The 15543-nt window shown below is 55.7% G+C and carries 10 protein-coding genes; all 10 read right to left on the bottom strand.

Annotated elements, in window-relative coordinates; translation table 11 throughout:
• Positions 1-15: 15 nt before the first annotated feature.
• From D3A97_RS18405 to D3A97_RS18360, 10 genes are read right to left on the bottom strand one after another with little or no spacing between them, the layout of a single operon-like run.
• Complete coding sequence (locus D3A97_RS18405) at positions 16-1464, bottom strand: contractile injection system tape measure protein (RefSeq protein ID WP_119079983.1); 1449 nt, start codon at positions 1462-1464, stop codon at positions 16-18.
• 1 nt (position 1465) lies between these two features.
• Positions 1466-4681: a hypothetical protein gene (locus D3A97_RS18400; RefSeq protein ID WP_119079982.1), complete on the bottom strand. Its 3216-nt coding sequence runs from the start codon at positions 4679-4681 to the stop codon at positions 1466-1468.
• Positions 4682-4716: 35 nt separating this feature from the next.
• Positions 4717-7980 carry a baseplate wedge protein gene (locus D3A97_RS18395; RefSeq protein ID WP_157986620.1) on the bottom strand — a complete coding sequence of 1088 codons (3264 nt, stop codon included), beginning with the start codon at positions 7978-7980 and terminating at the stop codon, positions 4717-4719.
• Between the two features lie 17 nt (positions 7981-7997).
• A complete protein-coding gene (locus D3A97_RS18390; protein WP_119079980.1) occupies positions 7998-11528 on the bottom strand; it encodes a baseplate J/gp47 family protein in 3531 nt (1176 codons plus the stop codon).
• 9 nt (positions 11529-11537) lie between these two features.
• Entirely contained in the window at positions 11538-11984 is a 447-nt protein-coding gene (locus tag D3A97_RS18385) for a GPW/gp25 family protein (protein ID WP_119079979.1), read from the bottom strand.
• Positions 11985-11989: 5 nt separating this feature from the next.
• Entirely contained in the window at positions 11990-13729 is a 1740-nt protein-coding gene (gene vgrG, locus D3A97_RS18380) for a type VI secretion system tip protein VgrG (protein WP_119079978.1), read from the bottom strand.
• The gene (locus D3A97_RS18375) at positions 13722-14405 is read right to left on the bottom strand and encodes a CIS tube protein (protein ID WP_119079977.1); all 684 of its coding nucleotides are present in this window, start codon (positions 14403-14405) and stop codon (positions 13722-13724) included. Before D3A97_RS18375 ends, vgrG begins: the two co-directional genes overlap by 8 nt.
• Before the next feature lie 26 nt (positions 14406-14431).
• The gene (locus D3A97_RS18370) at positions 14432-14620 is read right to left on the bottom strand and encodes a DUF5908 family protein (protein ID WP_119079976.1); all 189 of its coding nucleotides are present in this window, start codon (positions 14618-14620) and stop codon (positions 14432-14434) included.
• A 12-nt stretch (positions 14621-14632) separates the two neighbouring features.
• The gene (locus D3A97_RS18365; RefSeq protein ID WP_119079975.1) at positions 14633-15076 is read right to left on the bottom strand and encodes a phage tail protein; all 444 of its coding nucleotides are present in this window, start codon (positions 15074-15076) and stop codon (positions 14633-14635) included.
• Between the two features lie 10 nt (positions 15077-15086).
• Positions 15087-15518: a phage tail protein gene (locus D3A97_RS18360; RefSeq protein ID WP_119079974.1), complete on the bottom strand. Its 432-nt coding sequence runs from the start codon at positions 15516-15518 to the stop codon at positions 15087-15089.
• Positions 15519-15543: the final 25 nt, after the last annotated feature.

Genomic DNA, 15543 nt, shown 5'->3' with positions numbered 1-15543 from the left:
CATTGGTTTATCCGGTTACATCCATTCCGTCCAGATGATCTTTTTGTTTTTGCCATAGGGCACGCCTACTACCTGGAAACTCCAGGGCAGCTCCGCCAGCAGCCATTCATCATAACTCTGCTGTTCCACCTGCAACAGCCAGTTGCCGTCTTTGGCAGACAGCTTGCCGGCCCGTTGCAGAAAGCTGTTGCGCAACCCGTCAGGACTGGTGTTTTGCAACACCGGCCAGTGGGATATAACGGTGCGCAGCAGGTTGTCCGCTTCTTCCATATGTTCAGGCGCAAGCGCGGTGATCTTCTCCACAGGTTGCCCTATGGGTATACCGCAGAGTATTTTGTTGAATATCATTTCCTGTTCGCCTACGCCCTGCCTGCCCGATGCGAGATACTCCAGCAACGCTACCGCGTAACCTTCATGCAGTATGCCTGTTTCACCGGCCGCGCCGCAATGGCGGAGGAATGTGGGCACAAAGGGCATGAGCAGAATGAGGCCGGCGTTGTGGATATAGTGGCCATCTTCTTCATCCGTTGCCGGCGGCTGAATATCCTGTAAGTCAACCGGCTTTTCCGCCGGGGGCTGTTGCAGCAGTTGAAAAACGGCTTTTGCAACGGTATTGAGGGGGGGATTATCAGGCAGGGGGAGAAGGCTAACACGCTGTTGCAACGCAGGCAGCGAAAGCGCTTGCAGCTCCGGTAATTGTGTATAGCCGAGTTGCGTCAGCGCATCCTTTATTAAAGAGGTCAATGGCTTCTCCGGCGCCAGCAATACATTCACCTGCCAGCGGGAGAAAAGCGCCTTTGACGCGGTAAATCGGGTGGGGGAAAGGTGTTGCAATAGCTGTTGCACGTATTGTGTGGCTGCAAATGCGGTGGGGGCGAGTAAGGCCAATACCTGTTGCTGCCATAAGGAAGAAAACTGGAATAGGAAACGCTGCCTGGCGGCGGGGTGCCGCAACAGGGTGATACGCAGCGTGTCCAGAACGGGGTGAGATGCAGAAAGAAGGTTGAGCATAGCGGCTTCCCAGCTTTTGGCTTGGTCAGGGGATGTCCACCATAGGAGGACGCCTGTCCGCAAAAAATGAAAAAACACTAACTCAACCCTACTTTCTATAACACTTTGTGCATCTCTTTTATACACTATCAAATCACCGTCGTAAGCCGGGGCAGGGGTGTTGCTCCTTTTGGGCCGTACCCTGCTTTGTAACGCAGCTGCAAGTTGGGCGGCAACGGAAGGTATGAATGCTTCCTCAAAATTGCCCGCGCGGAGGCTGCTGATATCTATGGTAAGATAATCAATTATTATGTCACTTTTGTCATCGCCATATAAATTCAGCACACGTTCCAGCGCCGCAGGCAGCGCGCTTTCACACAGAAGGGATACCTGCCGCTGCAGTTCCATGGCCTGTGGGGCGGTACCGTTCACGGTCACTTCCACGGTCTGTTTTTGTATGAGGTGCGTATGCATATCAGCCTTCGTTATAGATCACTTCCTGGTAGCCCCAACAACCCTGTTCGTTCAGCAAGATCACTCTCACCACCACGGGCAGGCCGAGCGCCTTGATCTCCATGCTCAGGCCGGTAGCAAATGCGGGCATGGCATCGCCGGCCAGCCAGTAAGCTGTTTTATAGCCGTCCAGGAATTTGATGAATAGCCGGTTGCCTTCCCGCTCAACGGCAAATTCATTGATGCGGCAGTCTTCGGTGGATTTATCCTGGCATTCATCTATCTGCACGCAGCCGAACTTTGGTATCCTTGTTCTGGACTCCTGGCCTTTGATGCGGAAGCTGACGTCTACGCCGGAATTGGTGTACCGGTAATCGTGGTCCACGTCTTTGGCGCGTATCACAATGCGGAACTCAAAGCGGTGGCATTGCAGGTACCTGATCCTCAAATGGCCGGTCTGTTTATCGTCCCGCCCGCCGGCGTCATACTCGAACACGAGGCCTTTATAGTTGGGCAGTTTTTTCCGGATGCTTTCATTGATGGCTTTCACTATTTCTTCCATCCAGCCGTGGTAGTTGCCGTTGTTGATCTCGCCTGCCCTTTCCGTGATCTCGCGTATCAGCGTGCTGAAGTCCTCATCGAATATCACGGCGCCTTTGTCGTCAGTAATATTGAGGTAGGCAAACTCAATGAACAGGGCGTCTTTGGGAATGTTTTCCACGGGTTTGGCCAGCCATGCGGGATACCTGCAGATGTAGGAGATGCCGTTGCAGGGGAGGTCGCAAACGGGCGGACAGGTTTGCGGGGTAACGGTTACGGCGGAAGTGGCGTTCTGGCTGTCCAGCACTATCACCTGCCCGCCCTGGTTGGGGCCGAAGGTGCGGGTGAATTTACTTTTCACTTCCACGTTGTTCACGTAGTACGGCGGTGCGCCGCCGTTTACCCGGAAGGTGACCACGTTGCTGCCGTTCACGCACTTTTCTTCTTCAATGACCAGCTCCAGCGGCAACGGTTGTTCCTGTATGATGTACTGTACCGGCGTGCCGTCGCTGCAGCATTTGTAGGGCAAAAAGAAGTCCGCGAACACAATGCCTTCTGTTACTTCCACGGGCAGCGCGGCCCGGAAGGTATCCCGGAAAATACCGGTGTTGCGGATGGCTTTGTTCTGGGGTATCATGGCCAGGAAGGCGTCTTCCGCCACCTTCATGGTTTTGGGATCGTCCGGGTTCAGGGCCTCGACCAGCGTAGTGTACGTTTGCAGGCTTTTTGAATCAACATTGTACAAACGGGCTACCTGCTTGTTCACCGTATACCGGTTGAACGTATTGCCGCCAACGGTTACCGCAGTAACATTGAGCAGGCCGGAGGCGCCGCCTGCTACGGGAGGAGGGGCCACCATTTCACCGTGGTACACCATCACAAAGGTGCCGCCTACGGGTACGCCGCCCTTGTGCTGCAGGCCTACATGCTTTTCGGAATAGTTACTGAGCAGGAAGGCTTCCTTGAGCGCGTCCGTTCTTTTTTTGTACGCGGCTGCCAGTTCTTCCAGCTGGTCCGCTTCACATTTCACCGGCGTTTGGGCACGCAGGGCGGCAATGATCTGCGGCGTTACCTTGGCAAGGGTGTCTATGGGGTCCAGGAGAGACACGCCCTTGCATTTTACATTGTCCCACAGCAGCAGGTAGGCGGTTTCCAGGTCTTCAAAATGTGCGGAGAAACTGGCGACGTCAATATTGTCCGCCTTGTTACCCGTTTTGACGGCCACCACGTCAAAAGGCAGCCGGTTGCTCTTGATAACGCTGGTAATGTATTTGAGCGAAGCCTTGTAATTTTTGCCTACATGGCCTTCTATCCTGAAAAAGTTATAAGGCTCCAGGTCGTATTTCAGCGGTGTTTTTACGAAGTCGTCTGTAGCGGGATATTCTACCGCTCGGTAAGACAGGTTCTGCGCGGCTTTCCCGGCTTTTGACAGCCGGTAGTTCCATGTCTCGAACACGCGTTGGCCGTTGGCTTGCGGTGTTTGGCTGTAGTAATGCGGAATGGAACGCTGCGATAGGCTGCCGCCCATGAAACTGGGCGTTATCCGCGTGTCTGAGTTGATCACCCCGCTGCCGGTCAGTACGGCGGGCGCGGCTATTTCCGGAAAGGCGGCGGCCATCAGGTACAGGCGCTGGAACAGTTGTATGATCTCCGCCGCGGCCTGGCCTTCCTTTGCCGTGATGGGAGAAGGAATGAAGTAATGACGGTACTGGCTGGGCGTGGGCGGGTTCAACGCTTCCTTGAGGAAGAGGTGGCGCCGGAACCAGGCCGGGTCAGGGCAGCAGGCCGCGAGAATAGGCGCCGCCTTCTGCTTGATCTCGTTATAGGCGTCTACCAGGTCGCTGATAAAATCATAGTAGTATTGATAGAAATACTGCCGGGTAAGCAGCAGTTTGTTGGCGGCATCAAAGGGCAGCCCCTTGATAGATTCCAGCGCATTGTTGATGTCGTTGGCCGGAAAGCCCAGGAAGCTGTATGTATTGACCAGGGCCTGCAGGTTGGCCACCACGGTATCCGCTATGAAGGCTTTGGTCAGGATGTTGCGGTACGCGTTCACCACATCGTCTGTTGTACGCAGGGTGGAGGAGAGCACGTTGAAGCGCGGCATCCGCATGTCTGGCAGGGCGCTCTTGGCGGTGTAATAGCTGATGGCGGTCTTGATCTTGTCCGCATCCCCTTTGCTGACCAGCAGCGGGCGTACCGTAACGGAAATGGTGGCGCCTTTGTCATCACATGAATTGGGCAGGCAGTTCTTGTTGGCCGTTTTGTTCAGCTCTACAAAAAGGAGGATGATCTTCCCGTTCAGGAAATTACTGTCAATGGCCGCCACGGTACCGTCTCCGGGAGGGGAAGCGGGCAGCAGTTCCCAGAGCGGGAACTGATCGCCATTGCCGTCCAGGAAGGGCAGGTATTGTACTTCCTTTGGCGCGGTATAAGGGCGCCGGAAGCGGTGTACCACGTCTGCGTCCTGCACTACCAGGTAGCCTTCAGAGGTTACGCCGCAGCCCCTGGTGATGGTGATATTGCTGCCGTTGGCCGCGGTCTGCGCGTCCAGCCCGCAAACAATGCCTACGCCGGAAAGGTGGGTGCGGGTCAGCCGGTTCTGCTCGTCCGTATAAGCAAAGAGCGTATTCAGCTGCTCGTTGGTGAGCACCTGGTTCACTTCAAAATGCGGGTAGTTTTCAATTAACGGTATCATATCTGTTATTGGCTTCTATGATTGAATAATATTCCTTATCCTAACGCGGTGGCGCCAAGGCGTACAGGATTGGTATCATTTCCATCCTCACAATCGTGCAGGGTGGCCGGCGGGTAAATGCTCTTCAGGTTGTACAATAATTTTATCAGTATGGCATGCGCCTGTAGCAGCGCTATTTTGTCAGCATCGTAAAAATCCGTGAACAGCTGGTTCACGCCGGCAGTGTTAACTCCGGCGCAGCCGGGAGAGAGCGCTGCTATCATGGCGTCAAAAGCGGCCTTCTGCAAACCGGCCTCGAAATTGGCTTCCACCCACTGGTGAATGGCGTGGCCGTATTTTTCCAGGATGCTGCCGGCGCATTGGCAGCGGGCGGCTTCCGTGGCGGCAGGACTATTTTGCGCCAGCAACGCCCGCAGGCGGCTTTCGAGATAAGTATCTTTTTGCTGCAGCTTCGCATTTTCTACCAGCCAGGCGCACCAGGCCTTTTTGAGGCGGCTGTAAATAAAACAATCGGTATTGTTCATCCAGTAGTTCACCACCCAGGTACGGATGCCGGGGTACGCGGCAGGTGGAACGGCAGGGATGTCTGCTACCAGCTCGGCCGCTACATCGTCATACACCGCTTCCGTTTCCGCTTGTGTGAGGAGCGTGTGGCCGTTTTCTTCCAGCTGGTCCCGGTAAGCGGCATTCATGGCCGCAATAATGCCGGTGGCCCGTATGCACATGGCATAGTTCAGCTCGTCCGTTCTTTCCGGCAGCGGCGTTTGTGCGTTCCACAGCAGGTCCGTGAGGTCGCAAAGCAGGGTACCCGGGCAGGCCTCATTGGCCACCCAGCAGATCTTGGGCAGCAGGTGAGACGGTGTTTCCAGGCGGATGGTGTTCTCCGCGTACCGGCGGTAGTCTATTTTCATCTGTTGCACCTGCCAGCCCGGTATCGCAAAGGTGATGCGGAAAGAATAAGGGTCATTGTCGTAACAGGTATGGCAGTCTGTATCCAGGCAGATGGGGAGCAGCAGCTGGCCGGGGATGCGCGGGCGCAGCAGCAGGTGCTCAACGATCATCATGTCTTCCATGTTGAGCATCCGCAACAACCGCAATTGCAAACCGGCCTGGTTGCCGGTAGGGTCTGCCGGGTCAGGCACGCAGGGGGCGGCAATGGAATAGTCCATGGCGCGGGCCCGGTTGCGGCTGGCTTCGGGGTAGCTTTGCAGGAACCTTGTTTTTACCTTCAGCAGCTCCTGCGCCGCGGTTTCCTTGTTGGCCTGTATCACGCCGTACTGTATCAGGGCAAAGTCACTGAAGCTCTCCGCAAACCGCGCCAGCAGGTGGTCCATGAACAGGTTGCGGCGTGTGAGGCCGGCCTGGGCGGGCTCCATCAGGGCTTGCAGCTTCAATTCATCGAGCGTATCATAGAGGTCTGTAACGTTGTGGATGTCCGTGTCTTTCAGCAGCCGGGTAAAGTAGCTCCTGGTCTGCGTTTCGTCCAGCAAAAACAGGTCTCCCACATGCTGCAGCTGGGCAAGGTAGTTCACCAGTATCTGCTCAAAGAAGAGCAGGTACGCCTTGAACTGCCGGGCCTGTGCCTGCCTTGTTGCCGTAACGCCTTCCGGCAGCCCGTTCTCGCCAATGCCATAGGTGGGCGGGAAGGAATACTGAACGGGATAATAATCTTCAAAATCCCGCTCCTGGCCGGTGGGTAGGTCCAGCTCATTTTTAAGGCCGGAAGTTTTGATGTGCTCGCGGTTGCCCCGCAGGAACTGCAGGGTGGCGTTCAGCTCCTCGCTGCTGGCCGCCAAAAAGGGCAGGCCGTTCTTGTAAAAGAGGAATTTAGACCGGTGTATGTACAGGCGGGGCTGATGGCCCTGCGTAACCGGCAACACCCAGGGGCGGCTGTGGTAGATCACTTCGCCGGCGCTGTCGTAGCTGGTCATCAGGAAATTGGAGACGGATATAACGCCGCTGATGTCCATAATGCCGTTGATCATGTCTGAGGCGTGTACTTCGGTACGCAGTTCCGCCTTGTCCAGGTCTTCATGCAGTATAAAGCCATTTTGCAGGCGTGGCCCGTTGAAAATAGCGGTAACGGGATATTTGTTCTCCAGCAGTTGGGCAAGGGAGTATACCGGAACGGTGGGGTTGAGGTACTGTTCTATCAGCACCATTATTTCCGCCTGTACCTTTTCTATGTCCGCATCTGGTTGCAGCTCCACGTCCATGCAAATGCTGACGTCTTCCATAGGCACCAGCCCGATGTTGCAGAAGCTCTCGTCCAGGTTGCGGTGGGCGTGGAGGTTTTTGCGGGCTTCTCCTACCAGGCTGTGGATCTTTTCGATATTCTTTTTATAGGTGGTGATAATACCGGCAATGTCTTCCAGCGCGCTTTGAATGTCTGCCAGCTTTAGGGCGCCGGCGGTAGAAGACGAGGTGTAGATATTAAGCACGCATTGCTGCAGTACTATGGGCGGCAGCGCGCCAAGCGTTACCGTAATGTCTGCCAGCATGCGGTTCCGTACGGCTTTGGCCAGGTTATCGTCGTTCACGTTCAGCCCGTCTTTATTGATGAGGGCCGTCATGGCCAGCGCGGTAACGGATATGGAAGGGTCTGTAAAGGGGTGGAGGCTGTTCCATGTTTTATGGATGGTCTCATAGTCCGGCAGCCTCAGCTCCAGTACGGCCTTGTTTTGTTCGTTGTTGAAGATCAGTGTCTGGTAAACCCTCCCGTCATTGATGTCTCCATAAACGGGGTCGCTTTCAAATTCAACCAGCACATCATACAAACCTTTAACGCTCACTTTTTCATTGGGCTGCGGGTTGCCGGTGGTTTGCCGCTGGTAGCTGAGCAGGCCGGCTTTTTCGTCCGCATAAAATTCGGTTTCGCAGTTGCAGTGCTCGCCGCAATCATCTGCTGCCGTGTGGCTGCCGCAATGGCAAACGCGGGGTATCAGCCAGGCGTTCTGTATGCCGGCCTGGTCTATGAGCAGCTTGCGGTAATCCCGGAGGGTGAGGGGATTGATGGTGAGGATGTCATGCGCCTCAAAGAAGGCCTGGCTGCCGAGTTTGTTTTTGGCAAGATAGGCGGCAAAAATATCCCGGCGGTCAAAGCCCGTTCTGTAGGCCAGGTCTGTGAGCGCAAAGCAGAGCAGCTCCAGGGTGGTGATGCCGGGGTCATGCACGTTATAGTCCGTCCACAACCGGTGGCCAAGCTCCTGGATGTAGCTGATGCCTTTCTGCCGGAGGAAATAGAAATCTTCCGGCGGCTTCAGTTGAGGGGTTTTGGGTATGGATGCTGTTTGTTCCATTATGCTGATACGGTCTTTTATGAGCAACCGCAGCCGCTGTCCGTTTCCGGTACGGCCAAGGCGCCGGTTTGATCTATGACGGTGATGGCGTGCAGCGCCGCTTTCACGGGCACAATAATGGCACATTGCCGGTCAGGTGACACGCTGTCTTTTGCCGCGCCTTTGTGGTAAAGCGTTACATCGGTCACATAGTCTACATAATATTGCTCTTCTATAAAGTTTACGATCATGGATTTGGTGATGCGGCTTTCGAAGCGCAGCTCCGCACCCTGTGTGTACGCCCATGGCGCCATATAGCGGGTGATCTCTTCCTGCAGGCGGGTACGGAACAATGTTTTGTCGTATTCCGGGTAGAAGCGCACGCTGGCGGACACCTGTACCTGCTCGTATTCGGGGTTGCACACGTGGAGCTGTACAAACGGGGATATCAGGGTACGCAGGTAGTCTTTCACTTTTTCCAGTTCGCTCACGTACGTAAAAGGCCGGAGCGGGTCAATGCCGTTGCGGCGCTGCAGGTCGGGGATGGTGATCACCGTTACATGGCCCGGCGCCATTTCGTTGTACTTCCCCGGTTCCAGCCGGGTATGGGGAATGCATTTGGCGCGGTAGAGGCCGGGGAACTGCTGCAGCACCAGGTGCTCATAGTCCCATATGTTCACGCCCCTGTCTTTATGGCGCAGCAGTTCGCTGGCGCGGGTGCGGAACTGTTCGTCCGTTTCCCCGGTGAAACCGCCGAAGGAAGAAAAGGGTTGCTGCACGCGCTTGATGGCCGGTACTGGTTCCACCAGTTTGGCAATGGTGGCGGCGGCCAGGGGCGAAGGCAGGGAAAGCGCCGGGTCTTCAGGCATATTGAACGTTGCGCTGACGGCTTGCGGCAGTATGGCAATGATCTTGCACGTTGCTTCATCCTGCTGCGCAACGGTAGCCTTCAGCCAGCAGGCGCCGGCCGGCAGCAGGTGGTGGCCTGTATCTGCCGCCGCAGGCATGCTGAAGGCCATGATGCCGCTTTGTATCAGCTGGTTGGTACCGTCTGCCACCTCCCCGGTGGCAAAGGGTACCCAGTTGTCTCCGGAGAGGTAGTGCCAGCGCACATGGTCTTCCGGTTTGGCCACCAGCGGGTTGGCAGTGCTTTCATCTATCTGGAAAAGCAGGTTCAGTTTGCGCGGCGGTACAAGCTGCTGTATGCCGATGTAAAACTCCGCGAGGCTGTTTACGGCATTGGCCGCATCGTGGAGGAACCGGGGCATCAGCGGGCTGCCGGCGGCGGTCTCTTCTTTTTCCCCGAAGGGATAGAGGTGGAAGAACTCCGCATCCGCAGTGGTGGCGGCTTCATATTGCAGGTACAGCTCCTGCAGGGTGGGCGGGATAAATACGCCCTGGTCTTTGCTGCTGGAACCTTTCTCCGCTACTTCCGCCAGATAAGCTACCCGCTTGGTGAGCGCGTCCTGGTACCCCAGGTCGTTGTCAAGGTTGTAGCGTACAAAGCCGCTGACGGTGGCGGGAGAAAACGGGGTGTTCACTTCGCTGAACACCGGCGGAATGTCGGTGAGGGTATCTATGTAAAAATGTTCTTTCGGTTTGCCGTTCTCCACGGTGTCTACTTCATCAAAAATGTTGAGGGGGTGGCGTATCACCTTCCAGCCTTCGGTGTGGCGGAGTATGAACAGTTCCGGCACTTCGCCCAGCCCGCTGACCGTACCGGCGCGCCAGCGGAAAACGGGTTTGATGGTGGCCCCGGGTTTTTGGAATATCTCATCGCAGCCGATCATGAGCATAGCGCCTTTGTGGGGAATGGCGCCAAAGGCCAGGAAGGGCTTTGACGGGTCCATCACGCCGGCGTCCGTCTGCACATAAATGTTTTTAACACGATCTGCCGCCACGTATATTTCATAACCGGTGATGATGCTGTTCTTCAGCAATTGCCAGGCAAAGGGCCGCTGTGTGTTCTGGTGCAGGGTGATGCGCAGCACGGGCATGGCGGTGGTGAAAGCGGCCTGGTGCAGAGCGGCGTTGTAGGGCGCGGTGCCCGGTTGGGTGGCCGCCATGGTGGCAGTAATGTCAAAGCCGGTAGCCCCGGCCGCCAGAGAGGTGATGGTAACCGGTTCCCAGCCTTTGGCGGTGGTAACGTCCAGCCGGAAATCATCTTTCACCAGCCCGGTTACGTTGTTGCTGGTGCGCACGGAAATGCGGATGGTGCGGCTGCCTTCCCGCAGGTAGAGGAAGCGGGAGGCAAAGGCAAAGCCCACCCTGGCTAGCGGCATGTTTATTTGCTGGATGCTTTCATAGTCTGTTCTTGTTTTGGCGGCAAAGGGATGCCACGGTGTGAGCGGCGCTTCAAAAGGCGCGCCTGCGCCGTCTGCGGAATTGGCCTGCGGCGCGGCGTATACGCGGTTGGCCGAAATAACGGCGTCCGTATCCTCGTTGTTGGAAATGAAGACGGACTGCAGGTGGCTGACCACGGCGGTGTTCACCGCAATGTCTTCATCTGTGGTATACCAGGCTTCCGCGCCGTTGGCAAATTTCCCGGCCTTGAGCTGCGTGCCTTTTTGCACCAGGTGGTCGTTGACGAATTTGGCCAGTTCAAAGGTGACATATACCTGGTTGGGTTGCGGCCCTTTTTTCTCCAGGCGCAGAATGTCTGTGTAATATAGTTCCAGGTGCTCGCGGGTGAGCGTGTTCAGGTGCTCGCGGGAGTAATGGAGCAGCTTGAGGAAGGAGAGGAAGAGCGTGGTATGCGGCTCATGTTCGCCCCAGTTGCCCAGGGTGCGCTCCAGCTCTTTTTTGGCTTCTTCCGTGATCCTGGCCAGCGCCTTGATGAATATGTCTACGGCGTCTTTGAAGAAGTTGTGGTTGGTAGCAAAAAAGAGCCGGCGCACAATGGGCAGCGGCCCGCTGCCGTAAATGTTGGGGTCTACGGTAATGGTGCTGTTCCATGCGCTGCTGAACGTGTGGGCGGCCACCTGGTTGAAACTTTCGGAGGCTTCGCCAAATATGGTGATGTCTGCATTGGCATCATTGTCTACCGCTGCATTGGGCGCTGCGTTGTACTCTCGCAATTTCTTCAGCTGGTCCTTGAGGCGGGTGGTGATCAGCGTTTGTATAACAGACTTCAGCAGCAATGTATCAGGCAATTTCAGCGCCAGCTGCTCTATTTGCCAGGCCAGGGAGAACAGTGCGCTGTATATTTTGCCGTAGTAGGCTTTTGCTTTGGCTGTTTGCGCATTGGGCAGCGAGCCTTCCTGTAGCGGCACCAGGTTTTTTTTCAGCTCTTCAGCAAAGCCGGTAGTGCTTTGGGAGGCTACGAGCGCTAGCTGCACCGCTACATCGTTGCCAAAGAAGGTCTGCCAGTGGCCGTCCGCCTGGTTCAGCGTGTTGAAATATTTGATGAGCGCGGCAAGGCGGTGGGTAAATACAAGATCGTCCGCGGTCTGGTGCTGGTCTACCGGCGCAAAAGACGGCGCCAGGGCAGGGCGGAGCCGGGCCTTCTGCGATGTTCCGCTGCGCTGCAGGAACAGGGGGTTCAGTACTAGTGGACAATCGTTAGACATATCATCGGTTTACAAGGTGTCTGTAACGTTAGACAGGGCATACAGGAAATTGTTGATCTCGGTGCCTTCATTGATATAGAACGGGTACACGAAATTGAAGCGGGAGTTGGAGGTTTTTACCATAAAGTCCAGCTTGATGAACAGTACGCCTTCCCACTCGCGGGAGCCGTCTATTTCCAGCGTTTCCACCTTGATGCGCGGCTCGTAGAAGAGGATGGCCGTTTCCACCTTTTCCAGCATCAGCGTTTTCAGCCCGGTGTCCATAGGCTCAAACACAAAATCCTGCATGTTGCAGCCGTACCGGGGCTGCATGATGCGTTCTCCGGGCGCGGTGGTGAGCAGGATGTGGAGGCTGCTGTAGATGTCATCTACGCCTTCCAGCATCTCTACAGTGCCGGTTTTGTTAAAGGTGGGCGGGAAGCTCCAGCCCCTGCCCAGGAAATTACTGTCTGTCATACCTGTCAGTTTATTTGTACCAGTCCGCCTTTTACAGCGGTAATGCCGTTGCCGGCAGATAGTTCGCAACCGCCGCCGCCGTCTGCTTTAAAGCCCAGTGTGGCTTTGACGGCGGCCGTTTTGCCTTCGGCCTTCAGGTCGGCGGTTGCTTTCAGTTGAATATTTTTCGGGCTTTCTATGCTGATGCCGTCACTGTTCATCACGATCTTGTTGCCGTGCTGGTCTTCTATCTTGATAGACTCGTCATCGTCAGAAATGGTCAGCTTGTTGGCGCCGGGTGTTTCTATCCGGAAGCTCTTTTTAGCATCGTCAAACAGCATCTTCATTTCGCTGCGCGTTACGAAACCTTTTTCATCGTTGCTGTCCTGGGCGGAGAGCGGCGCGGGCAGCGCGCTGCTGTTGAGGCCGCCCAGTACTACGGGGGCGTTGGGGTTGCCGTCAATGAAGCCCACCAGCACTTCGTCTTTTATTTCCGGCCTGAAAAAGGAGCCTCTTTTGTTGCCTGCGTCCAGGGTGCTTACCCGCGCCCACATGCCTTCTTCCCGTCCGTCTATGAACGGCAGCACCACCAGTATGCGGTCTTCCCCGTCTGGGTCATTCTCCAGCTGGGTCACAATGCCTACCTGCAGGGAGGTGATCTGCTGCGCGGGCCTGAACAGGGGAAGTGGCGGCTGCAGCAATGGCTGGTTGGGTTGCAGCCCTATCTGCGCATCGGTGGTCCAGTTGCCGTTCACCACCTGGTGGCGCACGCCCTGTATAAAAACATTGCCTTCAAACCGTTTGCCCGTGCCTTTGAGGGCAACAATGGTACCCGGCTTGATGCGGGCGGTGCCCTGGAAGTTGGCACGGCCGGTGATTTTGGCCAGGCGGGCTTGTTGCAGCATGGCATCCGCCATGGCCTGCAGCTCCGGTACCGGTATTCTGCTGTTGAGGCGTAGCAGTGGAGCGGGCTGTGATGCGCTTTGCGCAAGGTCTTTGGCGGAAATGTTGCCGTTCAGCGTGCCGGAAGGCTCCGCGGCTTCCACTTCGGTCAGCTCTTGCGCGGAATGGTCCCACGTGTAGGCCTTGAAAGTATCCGGCTGTGTACGCGCGTCCATTTCCAGGTCTAGCTCCAGCAGTGAGGAGCCGTATTGTACGGTTTCTACGGGTTGCTGGGAAAGGTCGGGTTTTTTGATGATGCCCTTGCCGTTTTCCATGATGCAGCAGAGGCCGGCGGCCTCTGCCCGTTGCAGCATAAAATCCCAGTCGCTCAGGTTGTACTGTGCAATTACCGGGTGTTTTACACTGGTGGCCCCTACCTCTTTCTGCACCTGGTATTTGGAGAGAATGTCTTCAATGATCTCGCTGTCTTTCTGCTCTTTGTAATACTTGCTGGCGGGCGTCAGGGAGGCGGGAAATATTTTGTCCCGGCACTCTACGGTGAACAGCGATACGTTCTTGCGCACCTTCAGCGTATTCCTGACCACCACGCCTTTGAAGATGGTCTCATCCTGCCCGCGGTAACCGGCCTTGATCTCTATTTCCTTGCCGGGGATGAAGTCTTCCCCGTCTGATGCGGGAAAGGTCTGCCGGGCCGCGTCTCCGTCCTGTATTACAATGGTGGCGGCGGGAATGCGGTTGATCTCCCGCGTAACGGTAACGGCCGCCACCTGGTAGGTGCGCGCTACCTGCTGCCCGCCGGAGAGGATGGTGAGCGTGGCCACGGAAGGGGTGGCGGAGGTCTGTATGTCCCGGTTCTCAGGCATCTTTCAGGGGTAGGAATTTAAGTACTGTGCCGGGCGCCAGTTTCCTGAAATTGGTCAGGTTGTTGGCGCGGGCCACGTCAAAATAATAGCGGGGGTCTTCGTACTGTTCAAAACATTTCAGGGAAATATGATCGCCGGGCCGTACCGTACGCTCATGCGTGAGATCTGGCGAGAGGGGATCTTCCTTGGCCACCCTTTTTTTATCGTCTATGCTGCTTTTGAAAGCTACTTTGGCCAGCGCGCGGGTAGGGTGGCCGTCTGGTTTGAACAGTTTGAAGGTGATGTTCAGGGAGGTCATACGCCCGGCAAAGTGCATGGGGCCCCAGATCACCCTGAAGTGGCGCGGCTCGTGGGCTTCGCCTTCATAATCCGTGAGCAACTTCTTGAATTTTTTGATGTCTTCCCATATGTCGTCGCGGGCCTGCCCGTCCGCAATGCCGGTGGCGTCAAACAGCAGGTCCAGCACCAGCTCGTCAGGCGCAATGGCCTTGAACTTCTGCTGCTTGCCGCTGGTGCCCTGGCCCTGGCCTTCGTCATACTCTATCTTGTAATTCAGCTGGTAGCTTTCGGGGTTGATGTAGGCGTCAAACTCGCCCGCCTTGGACGCATCGTCCATTTCGGGCTTTTTGTACGCAATGATCTTCACTTTCTCCAGCTTGCCTTTGTCCAGTGCCATGGGGTTAATTTTAATGTCGGGGTTGTTTATTTTTCAGCCTTTTCACGGAGTATGCTCATCACCTGTTCCACGCATTCTGAAATGATCAGCTCCTTGTCTGTTGCCGTACCGCCTGCGGCGGCTTCTTGCTGCTGCGCGCCGGCAGCGTTGCTGGGCGGGCTTTCTGCTGCGTTCACCACTACCTTGATATGCAGCTCCCTGATCTGTATGGGCATAAGCGTTGTTTTTTAGCTAACGGTAAAATACTGGTAACGGAGGTCGAGGCTTTCTATCACCACTGCGCTGTTTTCCGCGTTCAGCTCCGTAATGGCCCACTTTTTAGGCCATGCGCCTACCACATTCCAGGTACGGATAGGCTCATGCTCTTCGTTCAGCAGGGTGATGATAATGTCTGACAGTTTGAACTCCCTGTCCTGGAAGGCCTTCATGCACCATTCAAATACTTTGGAATCCTGGTGCAGCATGCCGCGTTTCAGGGTGAGGTCCGGGTACTTGGTGCGTACCGGCAGGGTATGTTCAAACCTGTTCTCGCCGCCTTCTTTTACCGTTTCGGTCTCATACTCCACCGCCAGGCCCGTTACGGCCTGGAAACGGGTGTCGTTATCGTTTTTGTCTAGGCCGGTAAATTCCACTTTGAAATGGAACCCCACCGGCGGGTAGTAGCCTGCCATAAGCAACAGTTTATTTCACCAGGCTGATGCCTTCATGCGCAATTTCTATGGTCTCAACGGCCACTTCATTGGCGTCTGCCTTCAGATCGCTGGCCTGTACCTTTACCGGAAAGGCATTGAGCACAGACCAGGTGAAGATGGGCTGATGGGCTTCGTTGAGCAGCTTGATGGTGATGGTGCGGCGTTGTATCTGGCCCAGGTTGTTGACTTCCTTGAACCAGTCAAAGTACTCGGTCTTGTTGGGGAAGGTGCCGCGCTTCATGGTAATGTTGCTGCTTTTCTGCAGACCGGGCATTTTTACCTTGTTGTAGTCCTTGCTCTGGCCCTCGCGGTACTCTATCACGTCTACCTGCCGGTCAAGGCCGGTCACCTCCGTGAAGCCGATGGTGGCGTCGCCCCATTTGACTTCAAAATGAAACTTTGGAATTGGATATTCAGCCATGTTATGAATAGTTTAGATTGAAGAA

It is taken from the genome of Chitinophaga alhagiae, assembly GCF_003568665.1.
Taxonomy (GTDB): Bacteria; Bacteroidota; Bacteroidia; order Chitinophagales; family Chitinophagaceae; genus Chitinophaga; species Chitinophaga alhagiae.
The sequence above is the reverse complement of the archived record's forward strand: the minus strand, read 5'-3'. Positions and strand labels throughout refer to the sequence as shown.